The organism is Mycobacterium appelbergii (genome assembly GCF_032883035.1).
Taxonomy (GTDB): Bacteria; Actinomycetota; Actinomycetes; order Mycobacteriales; family Mycobacteriaceae; genus Mycobacterium; species Mycobacterium appelbergii.
Window position 1 is genome coordinate 89,868 of record NZ_JAMQTH010000010.1, and the last position, 23,225, is coordinate 113,092.

General features: G+C 64.3%; 27 protein-coding genes. 14 read left to right on the forward strand and 13 right to left on the reverse strand.

All coding sequences use genetic code 11. From position 1 onward, the window contains the following. The first annotated feature begins 84 nt into the window (after positions 1–84). A complete protein-coding gene (locus tag M1247_RS22850) occupies positions 85–1,353 on the forward strand; it encodes an MFS transporter (RefSeq protein WP_317158677.1) in 1,269 nt (422 codons plus the stop codon). Positions 1,354–1,356: 3 nt separating this feature from the next. Here M1247_RS22850 and M1247_RS22855 read toward each other — a convergent pair whose 3' ends face one another. From M1247_RS22855 to M1247_RS22880, 6 genes are all read right to left on the reverse strand, one after another. Beyond that, on the reverse strand, positions 1,357–2,616 hold the full coding sequence (locus M1247_RS22855; protein ID WP_317158678.1) for a low temperature requirement protein A: 1,260 nt from the start codon (positions 2,614–2,616) through the stop codon (positions 1,357–1,359). A 99-nt stretch (positions 2,617–2,715) separates the two neighbouring features. Then, complete coding sequence (locus M1247_RS22860; RefSeq protein ID WP_317158679.1) at positions 2,716–3,342, reverse strand: Rv1363c family protein; 627 nt, start codon at positions 3,340–3,342, stop codon at positions 2,716–2,718. After that, positions 3,339–4,169 (reverse strand): Rv1363c family protein, encoded by an 831-nt coding sequence (locus M1247_RS22865; protein ID WP_317158680.1) that lies wholly within the window; start codon positions 4,167–4,169, stop codon positions 3,339–3,341. The genes M1247_RS22860 and M1247_RS22865 overlap by 4 nt, the downstream gene beginning before the upstream one ends. Positions 4,170–4,312: 143 nt before the next feature. After that, positions 4,313–5,821: a FadD3 family acyl-CoA ligase gene (locus M1247_RS22870; protein WP_317158681.1), complete on the reverse strand. Its 1,509-nt coding sequence runs from the start codon at positions 5,819–5,821 to the stop codon at positions 4,313–4,315. Further along, entirely contained in the window at positions 5,818–7,008 is a 1,191-nt protein-coding gene (locus tag M1247_RS22875; protein WP_317158682.1) for an amidohydrolase family protein, read from the reverse strand. The genes M1247_RS22870 and M1247_RS22875 overlap by 4 nt, the downstream gene beginning before the upstream one ends. An 80-nt stretch (positions 7,009–7,088) precedes the next feature. Continuing rightward, a complete protein-coding gene (locus tag M1247_RS22880) occupies positions 7,089–8,630 on the reverse strand; it encodes an AMP-binding protein (RefSeq protein ID WP_317158683.1) in 1,542 nt (513 codons plus the stop codon). A gap of 57 nt (positions 8,631–8,687) precedes the next feature. Between M1247_RS22880 and M1247_RS22885 the strand changes: the two genes are divergently transcribed. Next, positions 8,688–9,404 carry an enoyl-CoA hydratase/isomerase family protein gene (locus M1247_RS22885; RefSeq protein ID WP_317158684.1) on the forward strand — a complete coding sequence of 239 codons (717 nt, stop codon included), beginning with the start codon at positions 8,688–8,690 and terminating at the stop codon, positions 9,402–9,404. A gap of 10 nt (positions 9,405–9,414) precedes the next feature. On the opposite strand, the gene M1247_RS22890 is transcribed toward M1247_RS22885, so the two are convergent. Continuing rightward, positions 9,415–9,936: a VOC family protein gene (locus M1247_RS22890; RefSeq protein WP_317158685.1), complete on the reverse strand. Its 522-nt coding sequence runs from the start codon at positions 9,934–9,936 to the stop codon at positions 9,415–9,417. An 85-nt stretch (positions 9,937–10,021) separates the two neighbouring features. On the opposite strand from M1247_RS22890, the gene M1247_RS22895 reads away from it, so the two are divergent. Together M1247_RS22895 and M1247_RS22900 are read left to right on the forward strand one after the other, a co-directional pair. After that, positions 10,022–10,453, forward strand: a complete 432-nt coding sequence (locus M1247_RS22895) for a Zn-ribbon domain-containing OB-fold protein (RefSeq protein ID WP_317158859.1) — start codon at positions 10,022–10,024, stop codon at positions 10,451–10,453. A 13-nt stretch (positions 10,454–10,466) separates the two neighbouring features. Continuing rightward, positions 10,467–11,612, forward strand: coding sequence for a thiolase family protein (locus tag M1247_RS22900; RefSeq protein ID WP_317158686.1), 1,146 nt, complete (start codon positions 10,467–10,469; stop codon positions 11,610–11,612). Between the two features lie 87 nt (positions 11,613–11,699). On the opposite strand, the gene M1247_RS22905 is transcribed toward M1247_RS22900, so the two are convergent. The 4 genes from M1247_RS22905 to M1247_RS22920 all read right to left on the reverse strand — a co-directional run bounded on the left by M1247_RS22905 (position 11,700) and on the right by M1247_RS22920 (position 14,117). After that, on the reverse strand, positions 11,700–11,999 hold the full coding sequence (locus M1247_RS22905) for a cytochrome C oxidase subunit IV family protein (RefSeq protein ID WP_317158687.1): 300 nt from the start codon (positions 11,997–11,999) through the stop codon (positions 11,700–11,702). 5 nt (positions 12,000–12,004) lie between these two features. Further along, positions 12,005–12,526: a cytochrome c oxidase subunit 3 gene (locus M1247_RS22910; RefSeq protein WP_317158860.1), complete on the reverse strand. Its 522-nt coding sequence runs from the start codon at positions 12,524–12,526 to the stop codon at positions 12,005–12,007. 92 nt (positions 12,527–12,618) lie between these two features. Next, entirely contained in the window at positions 12,619–13,377 is a 759-nt protein-coding gene (locus M1247_RS22915; protein WP_317158688.1) for a hypothetical protein, read from the reverse strand. Further along, a complete protein-coding gene (locus M1247_RS22920; RefSeq protein WP_317158689.1) occupies positions 13,374–14,117 on the reverse strand; it encodes a hypothetical protein in 744 nt (247 codons plus the stop codon). The genes M1247_RS22915 and M1247_RS22920 overlap by 4 nt, the downstream gene beginning before the upstream one ends. Positions 14,118–14,300: 183 nt before the next feature. On the opposite strand from M1247_RS22920, the gene M1247_RS22925 reads away from it, so the two are divergent. The 7 genes from M1247_RS22925 (at position 14,301) to M1247_RS22955 (ending at position 19,578) form a co-directional block, all read left to right on the forward strand. Then, positions 14,301–14,903, forward strand: coding sequence for a TetR/AcrR family transcriptional regulator (locus tag M1247_RS22925; RefSeq protein ID WP_317158690.1), 603 nt, complete (start codon positions 14,301–14,303; stop codon positions 14,901–14,903). Positions 14,904–14,943: 40 nt separating this feature from the next. Next, positions 14,944–15,675, forward strand: coding sequence for a hypothetical protein (locus M1247_RS22930; RefSeq protein ID WP_317158691.1), 732 nt, complete (start codon positions 14,944–14,946; stop codon positions 15,673–15,675). 192 nt (positions 15,676–15,867) lie between these two features. Beyond that, positions 15,868–17,400, forward strand: a complete 1,533-nt coding sequence (locus M1247_RS22935) for a nitric oxide reductase activation protein NorD (protein ID WP_317158692.1) — start codon at positions 15,868–15,870, stop codon at positions 17,398–17,400. 31 nt (positions 17,401–17,431) lie between these two features. Next, the gene (locus tag M1247_RS22940) at positions 17,432–18,232 is read left to right on the forward strand and encodes a CbbQ/NirQ/NorQ/GpvN family protein (protein WP_317158693.1); all 801 of its coding nucleotides are present in this window, start codon (positions 17,432–17,434) and stop codon (positions 18,230–18,232) included. Between the two features lie 18 nt (positions 18,233–18,250). Further along, complete coding sequence (locus tag M1247_RS22945; protein ID WP_317158873.1) at positions 18,251–18,382, forward strand: hypothetical protein; 132 nt, start codon at positions 18,251–18,253, stop codon at positions 18,380–18,382. Beyond that, the gene (locus tag M1247_RS22950) at positions 18,379–19,107 is read left to right on the forward strand and encodes a hypothetical protein (RefSeq protein ID WP_317158694.1); all 729 of its coding nucleotides are present in this window, start codon (positions 18,379–18,381) and stop codon (positions 19,105–19,107) included. Before M1247_RS22945 ends, M1247_RS22950 begins: the two co-directional genes overlap by 4 nt. A 30-nt stretch (positions 19,108–19,137) precedes the next feature. Then, on the forward strand, positions 19,138–19,578 hold the full coding sequence (locus M1247_RS22955) for a hypothetical protein (RefSeq protein ID WP_317158695.1): 441 nt from the start codon (positions 19,138–19,140) through the stop codon (positions 19,576–19,578). Here the strand turns inward: M1247_RS22955 and M1247_RS22960 are convergent. Then, positions 19,575–20,180, reverse strand: coding sequence for a TetR/AcrR family transcriptional regulator (locus tag M1247_RS22960; protein WP_317158861.1), 606 nt, complete (start codon positions 20,178–20,180; stop codon positions 19,575–19,577). The two genes, M1247_RS22955 and M1247_RS22960, sit on opposite strands and share 4 nt — an antisense overlap. Positions 20,181–20,369: 189 nt before the next feature. Here M1247_RS22960 and M1247_RS22965 point away from each other — a divergent pair, with 189 nt between their 5' ends. The 3 genes from M1247_RS22965 (at position 20,370) to M1247_RS22975 (ending at position 22,730) form a co-directional block, all read left to right on the forward strand. Then, complete coding sequence (locus M1247_RS22965; RefSeq protein ID WP_317158696.1) at positions 20,370–21,647, forward strand: cytochrome P450; 1,278 nt, start codon at positions 20,370–20,372, stop codon at positions 21,645–21,647. 180 nt (positions 21,648–21,827) lie between these two features. Further along, positions 21,828–22,298, forward strand: a complete 471-nt coding sequence (locus tag M1247_RS22970; protein ID WP_410506924.1) for a hypothetical protein — start codon at positions 21,828–21,830, stop codon at positions 22,296–22,298. A gap of 3 nt (positions 22,299–22,301) precedes the next feature. Then, complete coding sequence (locus M1247_RS22975) at positions 22,302–22,730, forward strand: Rv2576c family protein (protein WP_317158697.1); 429 nt, start codon at positions 22,302–22,304, stop codon at positions 22,728–22,730. Positions 22,731–22,770: 40 nt separating this feature from the next. On the opposite strand, the gene M1247_RS22980 is transcribed toward M1247_RS22975, so the two are convergent. Then, a complete protein-coding gene (locus tag M1247_RS22980) occupies positions 22,771–23,163 on the reverse strand; it encodes a hypothetical protein (protein WP_317158698.1) in 393 nt (130 codons plus the stop codon). Between the last annotated feature and the right edge of the window lie 62 nt (positions 23,164–23,225).

Here is a 23,225-nt window from a genome sequence, read left to right on the forward strand (position 1 = left end):
CCATGCCGCAATTGGCAAGCAGCCCCGCCGGTGCGAGACCATGTCGCAAGACAACCGACAAACCTGACCGGCGAAAGGCACCGCGTGCGTCCCTGGATCGTGTGGGCCACCGGACTGCTCGCCTACATCGTTGCGGTGCTCGATCGCACCACCCTCGGCGTCTCGGGCCTTCAGGCCGCTGACAGGTTTGCCGCCAGCCCGAGTGTACTTTCCACATTCGTTGTCCTGCAGGTGATCGTCTACGCCGCTGCGCAGGTGCCCGCGGGACTCCTGCTGGACCGGTTCGGCTCCAGACTGCTCATCGTCTGCGGCGCCGCCCTGATGGCTTCCGGTCAGCTGGTGCTGGCGGTCAGCGAGTCACTGCCTGCAGCGATCGCCGCGCGCGCCGTGGTCGGCCTGGGCGACGCGATGACGTTCATCTCCGTGCTGCGACTCGTGCCGCACTGGTTCGCGCCCCGTCAGGTACCCCTGGTGACACAGCTGACCGGCATCTGCGGTCAGCTCGGCCAGGTGCTTTCCGCGGTGCCCTTCCTCGCGGTGCTGACCGGGTCCGGATGGACGTCCGCGTACGTCTCGGTGGCCGCCTTCGGCGTGCTGGCGATGACGTTGGCATTCCTGGTGGTTCGCGACGGCCCGGGCGGTCGGGTGGTGAGCACCGAGTCCACTACCGTCGGCGACATTCTGGCCAGCGTGAAAACGGTCTGGCTGCGGCCCGGCACCCGGCTGGGGTTCTTCACCCACATGGGCACCCAGTTCTCGGTGACGGCCTTCACCCTGATGTGGGGGGTGCCGTATCTGACAGTGGCGCAGGGCTTGTCGACCACTGTCGCCGGTGCCTTACTGACCGCCTCGGTGGTGGCCGCGATCACCGCAGGCGTGCTCATCGGCATTTTCACCGGCAGACACCCACATCGGCGCTCGCGGCTCGTGCTGTCGATCATGGCCAGCAACGCACTGATCTGGACCGTGGTGCTGGCACTGCCCGGCCGGGCGCCACTGTGGTTGTTGGTGATACTCGTCGTCGTCATCTCGGTGGGCGGCCCGGGTTCGATGGTCGGGTTCGACTTCGCCCGCACATTCAATCCGAGCGCCACTCTGGGCACCGCGCAGGGCATGGTGAACATGGGTGGCTTCCTGGCCGCGCTGCTGGTGATGCAGACGATGGGGTTGATCCTGGGCCGCCTCGGGGATTATTCGGCCGAATCGTTCCGACTGGCCTGGACCGTGCAGTACGCGGTGTGGATCCTGGCCACGGTCGGCATCCTCATCACCCGGACCAAGACCCGCAGGCTCATGCGGGCCGAACAGGAACGCATGTTGCTGGAAGGATTCGAAGCTCACCCGTCCCGGTGACCGTCACGCAGCCAGCCGCCTGGCGATGATCGTCCTGGCGTGGCGGTGGCCGATCAGCTCGAAGCCCACCACGACCACCATGGGTGCCGCGGTGACCACCAGCAGGCACAGCGCCATGGCGATGCCCGCGGCAGCCATCGCGATCGCGGCCCCCAATGCCGCCGCGGCGAGCCCGAGGAGCAGCGTGTGGAAGATGTCGAAGTCCGCCACCAACAGTGAGTAGACCGCGAACATCGCCACAAGGTAGGTGCCGACGGGGACCGCGACCGCCACCACAGTGGCCACCGATCCCAGCTGGGACTGGTCTTCGATGTAGTAGGCGGCCAGATGCAGCCCGGCACCGGTGGCCACGATCGAGCCGAACACCACGATGTGCAGGTACCCGTATCCGAATGAGATTTCGCGGTGGGCATGCAGCAACTCCCCGGCCGGTATCAGGAAGTACACCCACCACATACCGAACGTGAGGCCGGTTCCGGCGACCGCTAGCAACACCGCTCCGGTGGACCAACCCTGCTCGCCGACCGCTGCCGACAGCGAGGCCACCGTGCCGACCACGCCTTCACCGAGGGCGATGATCGCGAGTAGGCCATACCGTTCCGCGATGTGGTGGGCATGCCACGGCGTGGTACCCATCCGGCGTTCGGCGAGCAACGGGCCGGACACCTCCACGACGATGAGTACCAGTGCACAGACGAAGAACACCGTCACCGAGGTGTGCGCGAAGATCTGGACGATCCACCCGATCTGGGCGATGGTGACCGCGCCCGCATACGTCAGGCACGCCGACCGGTGTTCCGGATCCTGCTTGGCAGCGCGTAACCACTGCCCCACCAACGCAATACGCATCACCACGTAGCCGGCCACCATCACGGCGTTGTCGACGTGGCCACCGTGCTCTACAGAGGCGAACATCTGCGGCAGGCCGAGCGCCAGGATGATGACGCCGACCATCTGCAGCATCGTCATCAGCCGGTAGATCCAGTCGTCGGTGTCGTACGCCGACGCGAACCAGGTGAAGTTCATCCACGCCCACCAGACCGCGAAGGTGGCAAAGCCGAATCCCACCAGCCCGGCGCCGACGTGGTCCGCGGCCATCAGATGCGCGAACTGCGATGCCGCGACACCGAAGGCGATGACGAATGTCAGGTCGAACAGCAACTCGAGCGGGGTAGCGACGCGGTGCTGCTCATGGGGGTCACGGCCGGTCATCCGGTGTATCCGGTGTACTTGCACCGGCAGCTTCGGGTCACCCTCGCTCACGGGTCGCGTCCTCTCGACGGCAGCGGCCGGCGGAAGCAGGCCGTCTATATTTCACCGCATGACGGCGTCGAGAGTGGTGCGCGACTGGCGAAAAACTCTTTAGACCGGGTCGAACGACGAGATCAGCCACCGGCCGTCGTCTTTGGTCATGCCGACCTTGACGCTACTCACGGCGAATGCCCCGTCGGGGTTCTCCTGGCTCGTGGTGGTCTGGTTGATGAACAGCAGCACCACTGCCGAGTCCGGTTTCAACTCCGAGACCGCCCCGTTGACGACGGTGGCGGTCGTCTTCACCTTCTTCTGCTGCGCCGCCGGCGTCACCACCTTGGTGGTGAAATCGGTGTAGTAGGACAGAAAATCACCGGTCAGGTGCGACTTCGCAGTGGCGAAATCCTTGTCGAGACTCTCCGGGGCGTAGGACAGTAGCGCAACGGTTCCCTCGGTGGCCGCTTTGACGGCGACCTCTGCCGCTGCGGCGTCGGTCTGCTGATCCGGCCGGAACTGGGTGAAATACAGCACGCCCGCCAGGGTCGCCGACACGATCAGCGCCACCCCGAGCAGGATCGGCAGGAGCTTGGCTTTGACGGTCTGCCGGAAGCCGACGCGTTCACCAACCGGTGCCTGCGCGTCGTCCGCGGCGTCTACATCGCGTGCGTCATCGTCTTCGAACGTGGCCGCCGACGTCTCGTCCGCCACCACCTCGTCGGTGTCCTGATCGAGGGTCACGGCACGAACTCGACTTTCGACAGTTTGATCTGGTCTCCGTCCCTGGCGACAGTCACGCTCAGTCGCCAGTTGCGTGGATCCTGCTTGGCGCCTGCGGCGTTGGTGATGTTCGAGGTCGCCGCAACCAGTACGACGGCGGAATCGTCCGTCATGGAATCGACAGCGGTGGAGTTGACGCTGGCTTCGGTGACCACCTTCGACTGCTCAGCCACCTTGGTGAAATCGCCGGCTGTGTCTTCGAAGTCTTTTCTGAACTCGCCGGTCGAGCTGTCGATGATCCGCTGGACGTCCTCCTTGGCGTGGTTGAAATCGAGCGACATCAACGTCACGACACCCTGGCGGGCGGCGGCGGCAAACTCTGCGGCCCGGCGCTGCTCGTTCTGAGCCTGGTTGTGATGCCAGACCATGTATCCGCTGGCCGCGAGGAGGGCCGCCGTCACGACGACCGCGACACCGGCGCCCACGATCTTGGCCGTCCGGCCGCCGGGGAGTCGCAGACGCTTGCGGGGCGCGGCCGAGTCGCCGACCGGATCATCGGCTGCTTCGTTGTCGTCCGCTTTCGGCTCGTCGTCACCGGCCGGCGCCTCGTCGGCCGGTGCGTCGTCGGCCGGTGTGTCGTCGGCCGGTGCATCCTCCGCCGCGGCTTCCGCCGCCTCCCGGCGCAGCCGGATCGCCCGCGCCCTGGCGCGCGCCGCAGCGGCCGCCGCCTCGGCTTCCTCGGCCTCTGCCTCGGCTTGTTCAGCCAGGGCCAGGACGTCACTTGGCGACGCGTCGCTGTCTCCGGTGTCGAGCACCGGCGACGGCGACGAAGGCTTGCGGGACGGCATGCCTACCTCCTGTCCGTTCAGCAGCCTGCGTAATGAGAATGCCGTTATCAGTTTTTGATAGTGACTCGACGATACCTGATTGTTCCGTGGGCTCGATATGCGTATTTTCCTGCGGAAATGATGTTTACATGCTGTGCGAAGGCTCAGCGTTGGCCAGCTTGCATCCGGGTCTCAAGCTGATCCTTCATCACCTTGCCCGTGGCATTCAGTGGCAGTTCATCGAGGAACTCCACCTGCCGCGGGACCTTGAACCCTGCCATGCGCTCACGGCTCCAGGCAATCAGATCCCGCCCGGAAACGGAATCCCCACCGGCCGCCGCCTCCTTGAGCACCACAAAGGCCTTGCCGACCTGTCCGAGGCGCTCGTCGTCGACACCGATCACAGCGACCTGAGCGATCGCGGGATGCTCCAGCAGAAATCCCTCGATCTCCGCGGGGTAGGCATTGAAGCCGCCGACGATGAACATGTCCTTCTTGCGGCCGACGATGCGCAGCCGGCCAGCCTCGTCAAGCGTGCCGAGGTCGCCGGTGTGCAGCCAGCCGTCGCCGTCGATCGACTCGGCGGTGGCCACCGGATCGTCGAAGTAGCCCTGCATCACGCTGTACCCGCGGACCAGCACCTCGCCGTCGTCGGCGATGCGTACTTCGATGCCGTCACAGGCCGTGCCGACGGTGGTCGCGATGTCCTCGAACGAATCCCCGGGCCGCGACAATGTCGCCGTACCGGCCTCGGTCAGCCCGTAACCCGTCGCCAAGGTCTGAAACGGCAGCTCCTCATGGACCCGGCGGACCAACTCCACGGGAATGTCGGCGGCGCCGGTCACACCCGCCCGCAGCGTCGCCAGCTTCGACTTGTCCGGCACGGCCAGCAGCGAGTGGTACAGCGTCGGCGGTCCCGGCAACATGGTGATGCGTTCGGCCCCGATCAGCCCCACCACGGCATCGACGTCGAACACCGGAACCGGCACCACGGTGGCACCGCGGATGAGCGAGGCGATGCAGCCCGCCTTGTATCCGAACGTATGGAAGAACGGGTTGACGATCAGGTAGCGGTCACCCTCCCGCAGATCCGCGAGATCGCACCATTCGGCGTACAACCGCAGCGTCTGCAGATGGTTCATCATGACGCCCTTGGGGCGCCCGGTCGTCCCCGATGTATAGATGATGTCGGCGATGTCGGACCCGTCCACCCCTGCAGCGTCGAACGGAACCCCACTGGAGAGAAAGTCCGATTTCAACTCGACAGCGGGCACCCCGGGCGGAACCTCGAACTCCTGCCCGAGGAAACCTTGTTGCCGCAACACGACTTTCGCACCGCTACGCACAATGACGTCGGCGGCCTCGTCGGCTTTGAACCGGGTATTGACCGGCACCACCACCGCACCGGCGGTCACCGCACCGAACGCCGCGATCATCCATTGCGCGGAGTTGGGCGCCCAGATCGCGATCCGGTCCCCCTTGTCGATGCCCTGACCTTTGAACGCGCCCGCAGCGCGGCGCACGCGGTCGGTGAGCTCGGTGAAGGTGAGGCGCAGCGGACCGTCGGCCCCAGCCAGATTGTCGCCATAGTCGACGACGGCTTCGGCGTCGCCGAACCGGTCCGCTGCGCTCAAGACCATCTCCGGGATGGTCTGCCAGTTGTGTCGCGTCACACCGTGACGAGGCGACCGAGATTGCCGCCCATGATCTTCGCCTGGTCCTCCATCGAGAGGTGTTCCAGTGCAGTCACATAGTGCGTCGGCTCGGCCAGGCCCTCCGGGTGCGGCCAGTCGGAACCGTAGAGGACCTGGTCCACGCCGATCAGATTGATGAGGTCATCGATGCCCTCTTCATAGAACGGGCTGACGTAGATCCGGTTCTTGATCTCTTCCATCGGATTGCCGACGAAGGCCTCGGGAGCCTTCTTGTACACCTCGGCCATGGAGTCCAGCAGGGGGAACATCCATTTCGAGCCGGCCTCGACGATCCCGACCTTGAGCTTCGGGTGCCGGAACAGCGCACCGTGGATGACCCACGACGCCACGGCGTCCTGGATCGGGCGCCACTCGTTGAGGATCGACATCGCGTTGGTCTGGAACGGCAACATCTCCTGCGCGGCGCCGTCCCATTCGGAGGTGTAACGCGAGTATCCACTGTCGGAGGAATGCATGCCGACGAACACGTCGTACTCGACGCACTTCTGCCAGAACGGGTCGAACTCGGGCAACGCGAACGACCGCGGTCCGCGGAACCCGGGCACCGGAGCCGGGCGGATCAGGATCGCCCGGGCACCGCGCTTGACCGCCCAGTCCAGCTCTTCGATCGCCTTCTCGACGATGGGCAGGGTGATCACCGGGGTGGTGAAGATGCGGTTCTGGTAGTTGAACCCCCACACCTCGTCGAGCCACTGGTTGAGCGAGTGGATGATGACGTGGATCGCGACCGGATCGTCGCGCAGCCGCTCCTCGATCAGGCTGGCCAGCGTCGGGAACATCAGCGAGCGGTCGATGCCGAGTTCGTTCATCAGTTCCAGGCGCGGGCCGGGCTCGAAGAATGCCGGGATGGACCGCATGGGCTCACCGAAGAGTTCGCGCTTGCTCTTGCCTTCGGGGTTGCCGAACTTGAAGTACTCCTCCCACGCGCCCGGCTTGGCGACGTGCGAGAACGTGGGGTTCGGGATGTAGTTGCTGATCTGGCCGCGGATCGCGATCTTGGTGCGGCCGTTGACCTCGACGTACTGGACGACGTCCTTGTACTCCTTGGGGAGGTACTTGGTCATCGCCTCCGGCGGCTCGTAGAGGTGGTTGTCCGCGTCGAACAGCGGAAACGGTATGTCGACCCGATGCGACAGTTGACCCATGAGATGCTCCTTTTCAGATCGAGAGAATCATATTCTCATACTGCGAGCGCTGCAATGCCGCTCCGGTGAGTTGCGGGTGCTCAGGCGTTGAACGATCGGCGGATGAGGAACTTCTGCACCTTGCCGCTCGCGGTACGGGGAAAGTCCTCGCCGTCAGGGACCTCGCGCAGTTCCTCGGGCCACTTCTGCCGGGCCACCCCGGCCCGTTCGAAATGCTCCCGCACCCGCTCCAGGGTGGGCATGGCGTGGCCGGACCTGATCCTCAGCACCGCTGCGACCCGCTCGCCGAGGCGCGCGTCGGGGGCGGCGACGACCACCACTTCGATCACCTCCGGCATCGCGAGCAGCACCTCCTCGACCTCGAGGGCACTGATGTTCTCCCCGCCGCGGATGATGAGGTCACCGGTCCGGTCGGTGATGGTCAGATAGCCGTCGTCGTCGAGGACGCCGACGTCGCCCGTGCGGTACCAACCGTCCTCGTCGAACGAGTTCGCGGTCAAGGCATCGTCGGTATAGCCGAGGCACAAATCCGGTCCGCGACTGAAGATCTCACCGTCGGGCCCCAACCGGATCTCCACTCCCGGCCTCGGATTACCGTCCGTATAAAGCCTTTTGGCCTCCGGCGCGGACGGTGACGATCCGGTGATCGACGGGTGTTCGGTGCTGCCGTAGGAACGGAAGACGAAAATGCCCAGGGCCGCCAGCCGGCGCGTCACGGCGGCAGGCACGGTCGACCCGCCCAGTCCGACCGTGGTGATCCGCGCCAGGTGCTTGTCGTTGAACTGCGGGTGGTCCAGCAGGCTGGTGACGAAATACGGTGGGCCGCCTCCGATCGAGAGGCCATCGCGTTCCATGAACTCCAACACCTGACCGGGATCCCACACGTCACACAGGTCGATCGGGGCGCCTTCGAGCACCGGGATCAGGAAGGCGCCGACCATACCGATGAAATGCCCCACCGGCGTGGCGGTGAGTTGACGACCCCGATTCGGCGGATAGTTCTCCAGCAGCTGACGGGTTTCACAGCTGAGCGTCTGATGACTGTGGACGACGCCCTTGGGATCACGGGTCGTACCGGAGGTGAACGCGATCAGCGCGGGACTGGCCGGGTCGGCCGACAAAGTGCCGTCCATGGGTTCGTCGGCGAGCAGGTCGGTGAACGACGGCCGACCGACCAGCCCGACGATCGGCACCTCGGAGCACAGATCCGGATCGAACGCCATCCGCCCGAACTGTTCGGTGGTGATGAATACCTTCGGCTTCGCGGTGCCGAGGATGTGACCGAGTTCTTTACGGCCGTAGAAGTGCACAATCGGCACCGTCACCGCTCCCAGGAATGCCGACGCCCAGAACGCCGCGGCGGCCTCCATCCAGTTCGGCAGCTGCAGGGCCATCACATCCCCTGCGCCGACGCCCCGGTCACGCAGTCCGGCGGCAAGCCGCCGCGCGGTGCGTTCGACGTCGCGGAACTGCCCGGTGTACGGCCTCACCGCGGAGTGCACATGAAATGCCGTGTCCGGGCTTGCGGCCAGCCCGTCGGCCAGCATCTGCCCCAGAGTTTCGGGCCGCCACCACCCTTCCTCGACGTAGCGTTTGGTCAGCTCAACGGGGATGTCGCGCACGACGGCGATGCTATTCTCCCTTGACGAGAATGCCAATACCGGAACCGGAGAACGCGTATGGTGGACCTTGAGTGCGACAACGGATTGGCGGTCATCACCATCGACCGACCGCACGCCCGCAACGCCATTTCGTTGGACACGATGGACGAGTTGGACAAGGCGCTCGACGGTGCAGCAGGCGCGTCCGCCCTGGCGATCACCGGAGCAGGCGATCGGGCGTTCGTCTCCGGAGGCGACCTCAAGGAGCTGGCCGCGCTGCGAACCGAACTTGAAGCGTCCGCCATGGCGTGGCGGATGCGTTCGATCTGTGACCGCATCGCCGGCTTTCCCGGACCGGTGATCGCCGCGCTCAACGGCCACGCGCTCGGCGGCGGCGCCGAAGTGGCCGTCGCCGCCGACATCCGGATCGCCGCCGACGACATCCGCATCGGCTTCAATCAAGTGGCACTGGCGATCATGCCGGCGTGGGGCGGTGCCGAACGGCTGTCAACACTGGTCGGTCGCAGTCGCGCGCTGTTGCTGGCCGGAACCGGACGGGTGCTCGACGCGGCGGAAGCGCAGCGTGTCGGACTGATCGATCAGGTACTGCCACGTGCGCAGTTCACCGAGGGATGGCGCAACATCGCCCGCACCTTGGCGAGCCCGCCGGCCGGTGAGATCAAACGGGTGATCTCGGGAGTGCCCACCACCGAAGCGGTTGCGGCGTTCGCGCGCCTGTGGGCATCCGACGAGCACTGGGCCGCGGCCGACAAGGTGATGAACAAGGGGAAATGACAGCGTGGGGTCAGGGCCCCAGTTCGCGGATCGGATCGCTGCCGTCCCACTCCTGTGCCGCCTTTTTGACGAACGCGGCCATGCCGGCGGAAGCCTCGGTGAGTTCCATGATCTCGACGACGGCGGCGCCGGCGGGCGGCTCGAAATAGGCGAAACGCACCCCTTCGCGCCGACCGCCGGACCACACCATGGGCCATTCGGCAGCGCTGATCCTGGCCACAGTGTCCTCGAAATCGGAGGTCCAGTAGGCCAATTGGTGGAAGCCTCCGCCCGTCGCGCCGAGGAACTCGGTGAAAATGCTCGGTGTATCACCGATCTGTTGGATCAACTCGATCTGCATCTCGCCGCTGTTGCACAACGCAAGGGACAGGGTGACGTCACACGGTTCGCCCCGGTAGAGCACGTGCTGGGGCAAGGCGCGGATGACGAACCACGGACCGACGCCCATCTGCAGCCAGTGATCGATGATGTCGTCCAGGTCGGTCACCACATAGCCGATCTGACATATCGCACCGGGCAGGACCGATCTCATGGCACCTCCGGTTTTGCCGATACGAGACGGTTCGAATGGCCTGATGATAGTTGATTCTCACTAGACGAGAATTGCATTTCCAGTTATCGTCAGCGATGTGTCAACCCAGATTGCTCTCGCCCCGGAGATCTCGACGTGGCCCGATGAGAACGCCCAGTTGATCGGCAGCCGCTGCGCCGACTGCTCGGCCACCACCTTTCCGGTCCAGGCCCGTTGCCCTAAATGCTCGGGCGGCAACACCGAAGAGGTCCTGCTCCCCCGTCGCGGCACCCTGATCGCCTGGACCACCCAGGGCTTCCCACCCGGCGCCCCCTACAAGGGCCCCACCGGCAAAGACTTCGTCCCCTTCGGCGTCGGGTTGGTCCAACTCGAGGATGTCATCCGAGTAGAAGGCCGCCTCACCGAAAACGACCCCGCCAAACTGCAATTCGGCATGGACGTCGAACTCACCATGATCCCGTTCACCACCGACGAAGACGGCTCCGAAATCGTCACCTTCGCGTTCCAGCCGGTGTAGAGAGGACCCGCACATGACCAATGACGTCGCCATCATCGGGGTCGGCCTGCACCCGTTCGGCCGGTTCGACAAGACCGCCATGCAGATGGGCGCCGACGCCATCCAGTTCGCGCTCGACGATGCCGGGATCGCCTGGAAGGACGTCCAGTTCGGCTTCGGCGGCAGCTACGAGGTGTCGAACCCGGACGCGGTGACCCGCCTCGTGGGGCTTACCGGCATCACCTTCACCAACGTGTTCAACGCCTGCGCCACCGCGGCCAGCGCGATCCAGCAGACCGCCGACACCATCCGGCTCGGCAAGTACGACATCGGCATCGCGATCGGGCTCGACAAGCACCCACGCGGGGCGTTCACCGATGACCCGGCCAAGCTGGCACTGCCGCAGTGGTACGCCGAGAACGGACAGTTCGTCACCACCAAGTTCTTCGGGATGAAGGCCAACCACTACATCCACAAGCACAACATCAGCCAGGAAACGTTGGCCCGGGTGGCCAACAAGAACTTCCGCAACGGCGAGCTGAACCCGAATGCGTTCCGTCGCAAGCCCATCTCGGTCGAGGAGATCCTCAACTCGCCGACACTCAACTACCCGCTGACCCAATACATGTTCTGCGCCCCCGACGAGGGCGCCGCCGCGGTGATCATGTGTCGCGCCGACATCGCCCACAAGTACACCGACAAGCCGGTGTTTGTGCGGGCCAGTGAGATTCGCACCAGGACGTTCGGCGCCTACGAGGTGCATGCCACCTCGGCTCCACTTGACGAGGATGCCTCACCGACGGTCTATGCCGCCAAAGCCGCCTATGAGGCCGCGGGCATCGGCCCCGAGGACATCGACATCGCCCAATTGCAGGACACCGACGCCGGCGCCGAGGTCATCCACATGGCCGAGACCGGCCTGTGCGCCGACGGCGAGCAGGAGAAGCTGCTGGCCGACGGTGCCACCGAGATCGGCGGGTCGATTCCGGTCAACACCGACGGCGGGCTGATCGCCAACGGCGAGCCGATCGGGGCTTCCGGTCTGCGCCAGATGCACGAGTTGGTCCGGCAATTACGCGGTGAGGCCGGCGAACGTCAGGTGCCGGGCAACCCGCGGGTGGGCCTGGCCCAGGTCTACGGTGCCCCCGGCACCGCCTCGGCCACCATCCTCTCGCTGTAATTTCCCTCCAGTTCCCCCGCGAGCAGACAGTTAGGTCCCCTGGAATGCGCGTTCCCGGGTACCTAGCTGTCTGCTCGCCGGAGAAGGTCACCAGAGGTAGATGGCGAGCACCGCGCCCCACAGCACCACCAACCAACCGTCGGTGGCCCAGCGCAGCCACGCCGGCGCTGTCCGCAGTTCCATGAAGTAGCGAAACACCAGCCGGCACTTCACCAGTCCCAGAGCCAGCACCAGGACGGTGATCGGCACACTCGGTTCCAGGCCGGCGCCGGCACGGACCGGGCCGACCCACCACGACAACACGGTGAGCACACTGAGCACGAGCCATACGTAGGTCGCGGTCCGCGATTGCGACCTGGCGGTCGTCTTGGTGTCCGTCAGCGTCATCGCCCTCACCTCATCACGTAGACCAGCGTGAAGATCACGATCCACAGCAGATCGACCAGATGCCAGTACATCGCGCCGGTTTCCACCATCGACATCCGTCGCAGCCTCGGGTTACGCAGCTCAAAGTAGTTGACTTCCAGGAAGATCAACCCGAGTGCGACATGGAACAGATGCACCCCGGTGAGCAGGTAGTAGAACATGAAGAAGTCGTTACTGGGAAAGGTCAGACCCTGGCCGATCTTCGCCGACCATTCGACGGCCTTGATCGCCATGAACACCACGCCACACATGCCGCCATAGACGGTCAACCGCATCGCCCGCGCGGGGTCGCCGGTACGGGCCATGATCACACTGCGGGCGACGAACCAGGAACTTGCCAGCAGAGCCAACGTGTTGACCACCCCGAAGTTGATGCTCAGGTGCTGCTGCGACTCGAGGAACAACCCCGGCTGACGGCTACGGTAGATCAGGTAGATGACGAAGTAGGCAGCGAAGATGATCAGGTCTCCGAGGATGAAGACCCACATGTTCTTATCGCCGGGGAGGTGCGTCTCACCTTTGACACCAGCACCTTTCGGTGCCTCGTCGACCGTGGATACCGCTGGCCCGGTGTGCGTCATCAGTCCTGGATCTGTTCGTCGGGTGACTGCCGTTTGATGTTTCGGTACAGCAGGCAGATGAGGCAGAACTGCCAGGTCACCCAGATGACGGTGCCCATGTAGAAGCTGATCGATCCGTTCCAGGCCAGCGGGCCCGCGGTGAAGATGAAGACCGGCCCCGCCAGTAGTTCGGTGACGACCATCCAAATCGACATGTATGCCAGCCATTTCGGCAGGATGTCGTTCCTGTCGAGGAATATCGCGAGCGCCAGCACCATATTCTGGGTGCAGAAGCAGCCCAGTGAACCGACGAAGGACAGCAACGCCATGTCGTACAACATCGCGATGATCTGCGGATCCCGATCCGGACGCATCGCCGCGGCCAGAAAACAGAACGAGGCCATCAGGCAACCCGGCACCGCCCCCACCACGAGCGACGCGATATAGCCGTAGGCGAACACCGGTGCCACGGACATTCGTTTGATCTGAAGGGCGACCAGACCGTTTGCCATACCGGTGAATCCGATGAAGAACATCAGCAGGGCAAAACCGATCTGGATGGTCAGCGCATTGGCCAGGAAGAAGTCGACGATCTGATCGTCGGTGATGTCCGGGCGCGGCGGCGGCATCACGCGGGTCAGCACCACGAAGATCAACCCGAAGAGGAGATAGAAGATCGGAATGGTCCACCAGCAGATCCACTGGTCGATCTTGGGTCGACGGGTCCAGTGCGTCGTGGGCTCACCGGCGACGGGCGCCACCACTGTCGGCGCGCTCATCGCGTCACCGGTTCCGGCGCAACCGATTCGGTGACCCTGCGCCGGTCGGCCTGCTCGACGGCCTGACGTTTGACGACGGCACACAGCACGAAGAACATGACCGTGATGTTGAGGCAGAACGCGCCGATACGAAGCCAGAACGACACCGCACCGTCCCAGGCGAACGGACCACTCTGGAAGACCACGGCGAAGATCGCCGGCGTCATCGCCGCGGCGGTGACGATGCTGAACACCGCGACCCATCGCGGAAACACCGGCCGACTGCCCGCGTCGAGGTAGATCGCCAGCGCGAGGCACAGATTCTGCACGACGAACATGCCCACGGGTGCGATGAAGATCAGCCACGCCAGATCGTTCAGTAACTGGATGAGCTGGGGATCGCGGTTGGGCCGGAACGCCGCGACCAGCCATATGATGTCGGCGATGGCGAACATCGTCGCACCGGTCGAGACTGCTCCGATGTAGCTGTAGGCCAGCACATGACTCGGGGTGGCCATCCGCTTCATCTGGATCACGATCACCATGAAGAACGGGATCAGCATGACCGCGCACAGGTTGAACGTGATCATCGAGAACCGGATCATCGCGGTGTTCTCCGCGTAGAACGCCGCGACCTGATCGGCACTGAGCTGCGGGGACATCGGCGGGAAGAAGCCAGGAAAGGCCAGGAACGCCACGGCCATGACGCCGACGAAGAAGACCGTACTCCAGAGACTGATCCACTGCGCCTTGGTGCTCATCGGCCCGGTAAGCCCTTCCACTGACATCGACTAGCCGATCGGCTACTCAACTGACGGTAACCCGGCCGCCGGCCCGCGTCAACGGTGATCGCGTTGAGCACCCGATGCCACCGTGGTGGCATCGCGATGCCCGATATTGACTGAAGTCAATTAAATCCGGCCGGCCGTCGATATTCTGTACGGATGGCCTTGGCGGACAAGCCTTCAGCGCGGGAGGTCAGGCGGCTGCAAACCCGCGAACGTCTACTGGGGGCCGCCATCGCCGAGTTCAAGCGATCCGGCCTCGCGGCGGCCGACGTCAACGCGATCGTTACAGCCGCGGGCGTTGCGCACGGCACGTTCTTCTTCCACTTCCCGACGAAAGAGCACGTGCTGCTCGAACTGGAACGGCGCGAAGAAGGCCGGATCGCCAAACAGCTCGACCGCTTCACCACGACGAATCGCAACCTGACGGCGACACTGGACGAGTCGATCCGACTGGTGCGGGGCCTCGAACGCAGACTCGGCGCACTCCTCTTCAAGGACTTTCTGGCACTGCACTTCTCACCGACACGGCCCGCCACCGATGAGAGCGGTCGGCATCCCGTGGTCGTCACGTGCGCCCGCGAGATCGCGCATGCTCAGACCCACGGAACAGTCGACCCCGATGTGAACCCGGTGAACAGTGCGGTGTTCTTCCTCCTCGGCCTTTATGCACTGCTGACCACCACCCATCAGTGGCCGGAACAAGGCGTCATCCTCGAGGACTACACCGCGAGAACCTTACGGAGCATCGGCGCCAAATAGCCGATTGACTAGCCGCACCGATTGACTATAGTCAGTCGACATGAACTTGCCCACCCCAGGTGGTGGCCGTGGCACCAAACGCGAACACGCACCAAAAGTCTCGGGGAGCGGCCTCGACGAACACCTGGAGCTGTCCCGGCAGGCCCAGCGGCACGCCGACAAGTGGTTGATCTCCGGCAGCCTGCTGATCGGCACCGCGGCACTGGGCGTCTTCGGCCTACCGCTGTTCCTGCGCGGCGTATGGCTGCTCCGCAAGGCCGGACGCGATGGCCTGACCGTGCGCCCGATGCTTGTCACCCTGATCGGCTATTGCGTCATCGTGGACGCCGCCATCAACACCGTCGGATGGGCACTGGACCTGGTGGCCAGCCACACCCTGTTGGCCCGAGTTCTGTTGAACGGCTGGGGCAACATGTTCGATGCCGGCTACTTCTGGCACTACAACGAGATGTGGATCGGCGGTGCTTCCGGACCCGGCGAAAAGGCCCTGGAAATCGGATTGATCCTGACGGTCTTCACGATGCGGATCGCCGCGGCGATCGGCTTCCTGCAGATGAAGCGCTGGGGTCACCAGTGGATGATCATCACCTGCTGGATGGGCATCGTCATCTGGTGTGTCTACGTACTCAACATGACCACGTACGCCGACGTGCGCTACGCCGGCGTGGTGCTGCCTGTCATCGGGTGGTGGATCTACGACATCTTCTACATCACCCCGTTTCTCGCGATCCCCTACCTGCACTCGGTGAACCGCGAGATATTCACCGACTGAGTTACAGAATTTCATTGACTCAAGTCAGTTCATAGGTCATCGTTGAACCACCCACGAGCGAAGAGGTCTGAAATGGATTGGGCCTGGGAGATCCTTCGGTATGCAGCCGCATGGGGCGGCACCGGGTTGGTCATCTGGTTCTGGTACTGGCTGTTCTCCAACCTCGGCACCTTCTAGCGGGCCGCAAGCGCCATGTCCGATCTCACCGACACCTCTGCGATGGCTCTCGAACGCAGTTGCGCTCTGACCGCTTTCGCGCTGAGCGAGCACCGCCGCACCGCCGCACGCCTAGTCACCGGCGAACACCGTAGCTTCTCACTCAACTCGACGCTGGACACCGTTTACGTCCCACACCCGCCTGCCAGCCGTGACTGGACCCGAAGGACACTCACATGCGGTGTGGCCCTGCAATGTTCGCCTTCCAAGGACGCCATCGCCGGCTACCGGCTCAATGAACTGACGACCCGCGAGCTTCTCGCGCTCACCCACATCGAGTCGGGTGTCGCGGCCGGATGGATCGCAGCCAACTGGCCGGGGCTGCTGAGCGAAATACGGCGGCTGCTGCCTGCTCTCCAGGTGATCACCGAGGAGGTGGGTGCCGAGGAAATGCTCAACCGGGCAGTCGCGCTGGCCCACACATCACAGCCGCTGGCAGTCGACCCGCTCCTGGGCAGGCTGCCCACGGCATACACGGCGCCGCAGGGACTGTCGGACAAGCTACGCCGGACATTCGGCCGGTTGCCGTGGACGTCGACGCAGAAACGGCTTCCTCAGCCCCATTCGGTGCCCATCGGCGGTGACGGCGGTGTGCGAAATTCCAATCTGCCCCCGCCGAGCCGGCCCCAGGACAACGACCGGGACGTCACCCCGGACCACCGGCCCGGCATTCCCTACCCCGAATGGAACGCGTGGTCCCAGAGCTTCATGCGTGACCACGTCGCCGTCCTGGAACGATCCCATGGCAGCCACAATCGCGAACCGAGCGCCGTGTCAGCCGATTTGCGCAAGTGGTTCGAAGAACACACTCATCGTGCGATGCGAAACCGGCTCGAGGATGGGTCCGATCTGGATGTCGAACAGTACGTCAACCACTACGTCGACCTGACGACCGGCGAAGCGGTCGAACCCCGCATCTTCCGCGAGTTGCTGCCCACCAGCCGCGACGTCACCACAGCCCTGCTCCTCGACGGCAGTTCATCGCTGGGCGTGCAGGGCGGCAGAATCTTCAGGCTCGAGTTGTCCTGTGCCGACGCACTTTCCCAGGCGATGAGTCTGGCCCGCGAACGACACGGCATCTTCTCGTTCACCGGTAACACCCGCCACCGCGTCGAGGTCAACTGTCTCAAGGGCTTCGAGGACCGCAGGTTCGTGCCACCGGGGAAACTCGGCCTCAGCACCGGTGGATACACCCGGCTCGGAGCGCCACTGCGCCACCTGACCAGTCGGCTGCTCGAGCAGCCGTCGGAGCGGCGCCTGCTCATCGTGATCGGCGACGGCATGATCTCCGACGAAGGCTACGAGGGCCGCTACGCCTGGGCCGACGCCGCGCATGCCGTCGAAGAAGCGGGCGACGCTGGCGTATCGATCTACTACATCGGCGTCGGCCCGGCCCGGGTCGACCCACTGCCGGAGATCTTCGGCCCCCGCCGATCTCAACGCATCCGCCGGGTTGACGAACTCCCCCGCGTCCTTGCCCATGTCCACCGCGAACTCGTCGCTGCGTGACACCCGACGTGTCCCGCAGCCGGAAGGAAACATGACCACCGACACCTATTACGCAGGCGGCAACGAGGTTCAACTGTTCGAGCAGGCCTACCACCAGCGCCTGCCGGTGATGCTCACCGGGCCCACCGGATGCGGGAAAACCCGATTGGTCGAGCACATGGGGCTGCTGCTGGGCAGGCCGGTGGTCACCATCAGCTGTCACGACGACCTGACCAGCTCCGATCTGGTCGGCCGGTTCATGGTGACCGGTGGCGACGTGATCTGGACCGACGGCCCGCTGACCCGAGCGGTGAAATCCGGAGCCATCTGCTACCTGGACGAGGTCGTCGAGGCCCGGCACGACTCACTGGCAATTCTGCACTCACTGACCGACCACCGTCGCGCACTTTATCTGGACCGGGCCGGCGAAATCGTCGAAGCACCAGAGGCCTTCATGCTCGTCTGCTCGTACAACCCGGCTTATCGCAGTTCCCTCAAGGAACTCAAACCGTCCTTCCGGCAGCGCTTCGTCACACTCCCGATGCGCTATCTCCGGCCCGACCGCGAAGCCGAGGTGATCGTCGCGGAAGCGGGCATTGATCCGGCCGCCGCGAAACGGCTGGTGCGCTGTGCCACTGCGATCAGAACTGCCGACGTGGCCTTCCATTTCGAGCCACCGTCGACACGGGTGCTCGTCACCGCTGCCCATCTGATCGCATCAGGTGCCACCGAACTGGAAGCCGCAGAAGCCTGCATCCTCGCCCCGCTGTCCAGCGACGGGGCCATCACCGAGGGTCTGCATGAAATCGCCGCGGCCGGCCTGGCCGATGCCGACACCAACTCGACCCGGTAGAGAAGGGAGACCCCCGTCATGGTGGATCAACAGGAGCGCAACCGTAAGAAGGCGCTGATCATCGTCCAGATCGTCATCTACGGCTTCTTGTTGTCGATGTTCGGAATCCAGCTGTACATGTCCTTCGCCCGCGGCTGGTGGTACCTGTGAAAGTCCCACTGATCAACCGTGGTTCGGCCGGAAAGCCGCAGCCAGGTGCCGATGGTTCACTGAGCCTGGAGGAACATCACGACGAGTCGCGCCTGGCCCAGCGCCGCGCCGACAAGTGGATGATCGTGGGTGCCGCGCTGATGGGGATGTGGGCACCCGGCCTGATCGGTTTCCCGATCTTCATGCGCGGAGTGTGGCTGCAACGCCAGGCGTTACGCGCCGGCATGTCGGTGCGCCCGATGATCGTCACCCTGATCGGCTACCTGGTGCTGATCGACGGGATGCTCAACAGCCTGGGCTGGGCACTGGACATGATCGGCAACCACACGCTGATCAACCGGGTCCTGATGATCGGCTGGGGCAACATGTTCGATGCCGGCTACTTCTGGCACTACAACGAGATGTGGGTCGGCGGCTCGTCGGGCACCGGCGAAAAGGCTTATGTGATCGGCCTGATCCTGACGGTCTTCTCGATGCGCGTGGCCGCCGCGATCGGCTTCCTGCAGATGAAGCGCTGGGGTCACCAGTGGATGATCATCACCTGCTGGATGGGCATCGTCATCTGGTGTGCCTACGTGCTCAACATGACCATGTACGCCGACGTGCGCTACGCCGGGGTGGTCTTTCCGGTCATCGGCTGGTGGCTCTACGACATCTTCTACATCACCCCGTTCCTCGCAATCCCCTACCTGCACACGGTAAACCGCGAGATCTTCACCGACTGAGCATCGTCCTTCCCAGTCCAAGGAGCACCTGTGACGACCACACCCGAATCCCCCGGCGAACAGACATCCGAGGAACTACCGCCGGGTACGACGCCGTACTACGCCCGGATGCACCGCTACATCAAACGCGCCGTGCTGGTGTGCCTGATCGCGTTGGTCATCGAAGGCGCGTTCACCCTGCCCTTCATGGCCGTGTACTACGGCTACCCGACGTTGAGCCTCACCGAGGTCTGCAGTGAGCTGCTGAAGGTCCGCTACTCCGATGACACCCTGGAGTGCAAGGTGCCGTATCCACCGTTGGGTCCGCCTGAGGGTGCCGAAGGCAAGGACACCGCCCAGGACGAGTGGGGTGTCCAGCCGGTTCCGAAGTATCACCGGCTCGGGTTCCGTGAACTCGTGCGTATTCACGACGAGCGCGAGGCTCGGCAGGCGGCCGCGCAGCAGGGCGGCGACGGCGCAGGACCGGCCTAGGCCGACGCCTCGACCGGCAGCGGATCGCCTTCGAGGCGTCGAAGCCAGTCCTCACAGAACGCCAGCACCTCGGCATGACCGGCGGACATGCCGATGGATTGCTCCATGACCATCACCCGCGAAACACTCGTGGCCATGAAGGCCCAGACCACCGGCGGCACCTCGCTGGCGTCGACCCCGTAGCGCTGCAGCGCAGCCGTGATCGCCTTCGTCTCCGCCTCACGGAACCGCTCGGCGTAGTGGCCGATCTCAGTCCGCAGCGCCTTTCGATGGTTGGCCAGACCGGTGATCTCCATCGTCAGTCGGGTGGCACTCGGGTCGGTGCCGAACCGCCACAGCGCCCACAGCGGTTGCGGCGAATCCAACGCCTTCGCCTGTGCCGCCAGTCCCTCTTCGGCGCGCCTGCGGAACACCGCCAGGAAGAGGTCGTCCATGGTGCGGAAGTAGTAATGCACCAGCTGTGGTTTCAGGCCGGCCTTCTCCGCGACCCGGCGCGAGGTCACCGCGGCGTAGCCATCGTCGATCATCAACGCTTCGGCGGCGTCGAGCAGTACGAGACGGTTCTTTGCGTCCGGCGCCCCGATCCTTCGCGCCGATCCCATGCCGACCCCTCTTCCGTTCATCACGCACCTTGCGTGAACCTGATCGTAACTTTGTCCTGCCCCGTGATCTTGACCACGACTCTAACGTCATGCTAAGCAGGTGCTCAGCACTTTTCATATTTTCCTTCGCTCGGTTGCAGCCCGACGCGAAACCACCGCAGCGCACCTTGATTTCGGGAGGCATCGCACATGACCGACTACGACACCATCGACTACTTCACTGACCAGTCACTGGTTCCCGACCCCCATCCGTACTTCGATCATCTCCGCAGCAAATGCCCGGTGGTCCGGGAGCCCAACTACGGCGTGCTCGCGATCACCAGTTTCGAAGAGGCGACCACAGTCCTGAAGGACACCGACACCTACTCCTCCTGCATCGCGGTGGGCGGACCGTTCCCGCCGCTGCCATTCGCTCCCGAGGGCGAGGACATCACCGAGCAGATCGAGCAGCATCGCACCGAACTGCCGATGTTCGAGCACATGGTGACGATGGATCCGCCCGATCACACCAATGCCCGTTCGCTGCTGAACCGGTTGCTGACACCGCGACGGCTCAAGGAGAACGAGGACTTCATGTGGCGCCTCGCCGATGAGTGTCTCGACGACTTCATCGCCAACGGCTCCTGCGAGTTCCTGTCCGCCTACGCCAAACCGTTCTCGCTGCTGGTGATCGCCGACCTGCTCGGGGTACCCGAGTCCGATCACGACGAATTCCGCCAGGTGCTCGGCGCCCCACGCCCCGGCGCGATCGTCGGCTCACTCGACGGCGACCAGTTGGCGATGAACCCGCTGGCCTGGCTGGACGACAAGTTCGTCGCCTACCTCGAAGCGCGTCGCAAAGACCCCCAGGACGATGTCCTCACGGCCCTGGCCACCGCCAAGTACCCCGACGGTTCGACGCCCGAGGTGATCGACGTGGTGCGCTCGGCGACGTTCCTGTTCGCCGCGGGCCAGGAAACCACCACCAAACTGCTGTCCGCGTCGCTGCGTGTGCTCGGGGATCGACCGGACATCCAGCAGGCATTGCGAGATGACCGCAGCCGCATCCCGACCTTCGTCGAGGAGGCCCTGCGGATGGACGCCCCGGTCAAGAGCCAGTTCCGGCTGGCCAAGAAGCACACGGAGCTGGGTGGGGTCGACGTGCCCGCGGGCACCACGCTGATGGTGTGCCCCGGGGCGGTCAACCGCGATCCGATCCGGTTCGAGGATCCGCACACGTTCAGCCTGGACCGCAAGAACGTCCGCGAGCACATCGCCTTCGGACGCGGTGTGCACAGCTGCCCCGGCGGCCCACTGGCCCGTGTCGAGGGCCGGGTGTCCCTGGAGCGAATCCTGGACCGGATGGCCGACATCACCATCGACGAGGAGCATCACGGGCCCGCCGACGACCGCCGGTACACCTATGAGCCGACCTTCATCCTGCGCGGGCTCACCGAACTGCACATCAAGTTCGATCCGGTGCGATAGCCGGCACAACCACGCGAATAGCATCCTCGGCTTATCTTCGGGCCATAGGACCGAGGATGCTATTCTCCCATTATGAGAAGCACACTCTCATGGACGAGCGCAAGACTCTGATTTCGGCGCGCCCGTGGCCGATTGCGTTCTATGCTCTGCCGAGCAGCTCCGAATCCTGGAGGGGACCCGTTGAAATCCGGCTTGCTGGGCACCGTATTGGGTGCCGTCCTCGTGTCGGCCACCGTCGTATCGGCTCCACCCGCCTCGGCAGCCATGCCCTTCGGCAACTACAACCTGCACATACCGGACCGCCGCGATTTCCACACCTGGGTCGTCTCGGCTGTTACCGCCTGCCGCGCGGCCGACAACTCCAAGCTGCGTGATTGCATCGAAGTCCAAATGCTTCCGCAACCGATCGCCAAGGCGCAGCAAAGCCTCGGCCGGGCAGAGTTGGCGGACGGCCGCTACACCTTGGTCATCGATGACCCGTTCGGGCTGCGCTGCGGCGACATCTACTACGGGCCGACGATTCCCACCCACGACGTCTACACCTGGGACGAAACGACCCTCGCGGGAGAGATGGTTTCGTCGTTCGACGCGGGATGCGATGGCGCACCTGGCGGTTCACTGACCTACCCCTTCACCCTCACGAGGATGTGATCGATGCGGCCAACGGCGGGTATCACCATTGTCGCGACTACTTTCGCAGTGCTGGGTGGCGGGATCGCGGCGGCCCCTGCGGCCTCTGCCGACGACCCGGTACTCCATCACGTCCGCTATACCGTGACGGCCGATGCCCCGTTCTGGGCCGAGATCTACTACCGCGACACCGACCCGCCGACCTGGTCGGACTACAGCCACAACCCGTACGAGTTCAGCCCGAAGGCGCAAGCCGACATCGGGCCGAATCAGCCGTGGGTCCACGATGCAATGCTGGCCGACCCTGATTCGTGGGCCATGGTCACTGTGCAAAGCGGCGATGCGCCGAACATCGCACCTCCGCAATTCACCTGTCAGCTCGAGGTGGACGGTACGGTCGTCAAGACCGACAGTGGCGACAAGGGCGCGCTGTGCTCGCTACGTAATTGGTGAATCCAGAGCCCAACCGCACAGTCGCACTGTTGTCAGAAACTTATGCGTCTCCACGCCGCCAAACGGCCTCGTCGTTCATCGGCACGCAGGTCAGGAACAGACCGTCTGGCGCCTGCGCCACCATGTTGAGTTCACTTGGGCAGGGAGAGTTCTCGTCGCGGATCCCGGCCATGGGTGGCGACCGGAACCAACGCGGCTCGTACCGCCGGGGCGAGCCGCAGAACACCAGCCGACCGGGCCGGATCGACGGGCCCGCCTGGGCCACCCCGAACACGAAGTAGGTGGTGTTGTCACAATTGGAGCCCAACACCACATTCGGCGTGATACCCGGGACGCAGAATGCATCATTGCAAGCTTGCGGTCCCGCATTAGCCTGCGGAGCAGCAAGCGTTCCGGCGACAATAGCTGAAGCCGCCGCGGCCACCACCGTCACACGCACGTTGCCACTTTCTCATATCTGAAAACTAAATTCTCTGTTTCGGAGAAGAATACTTC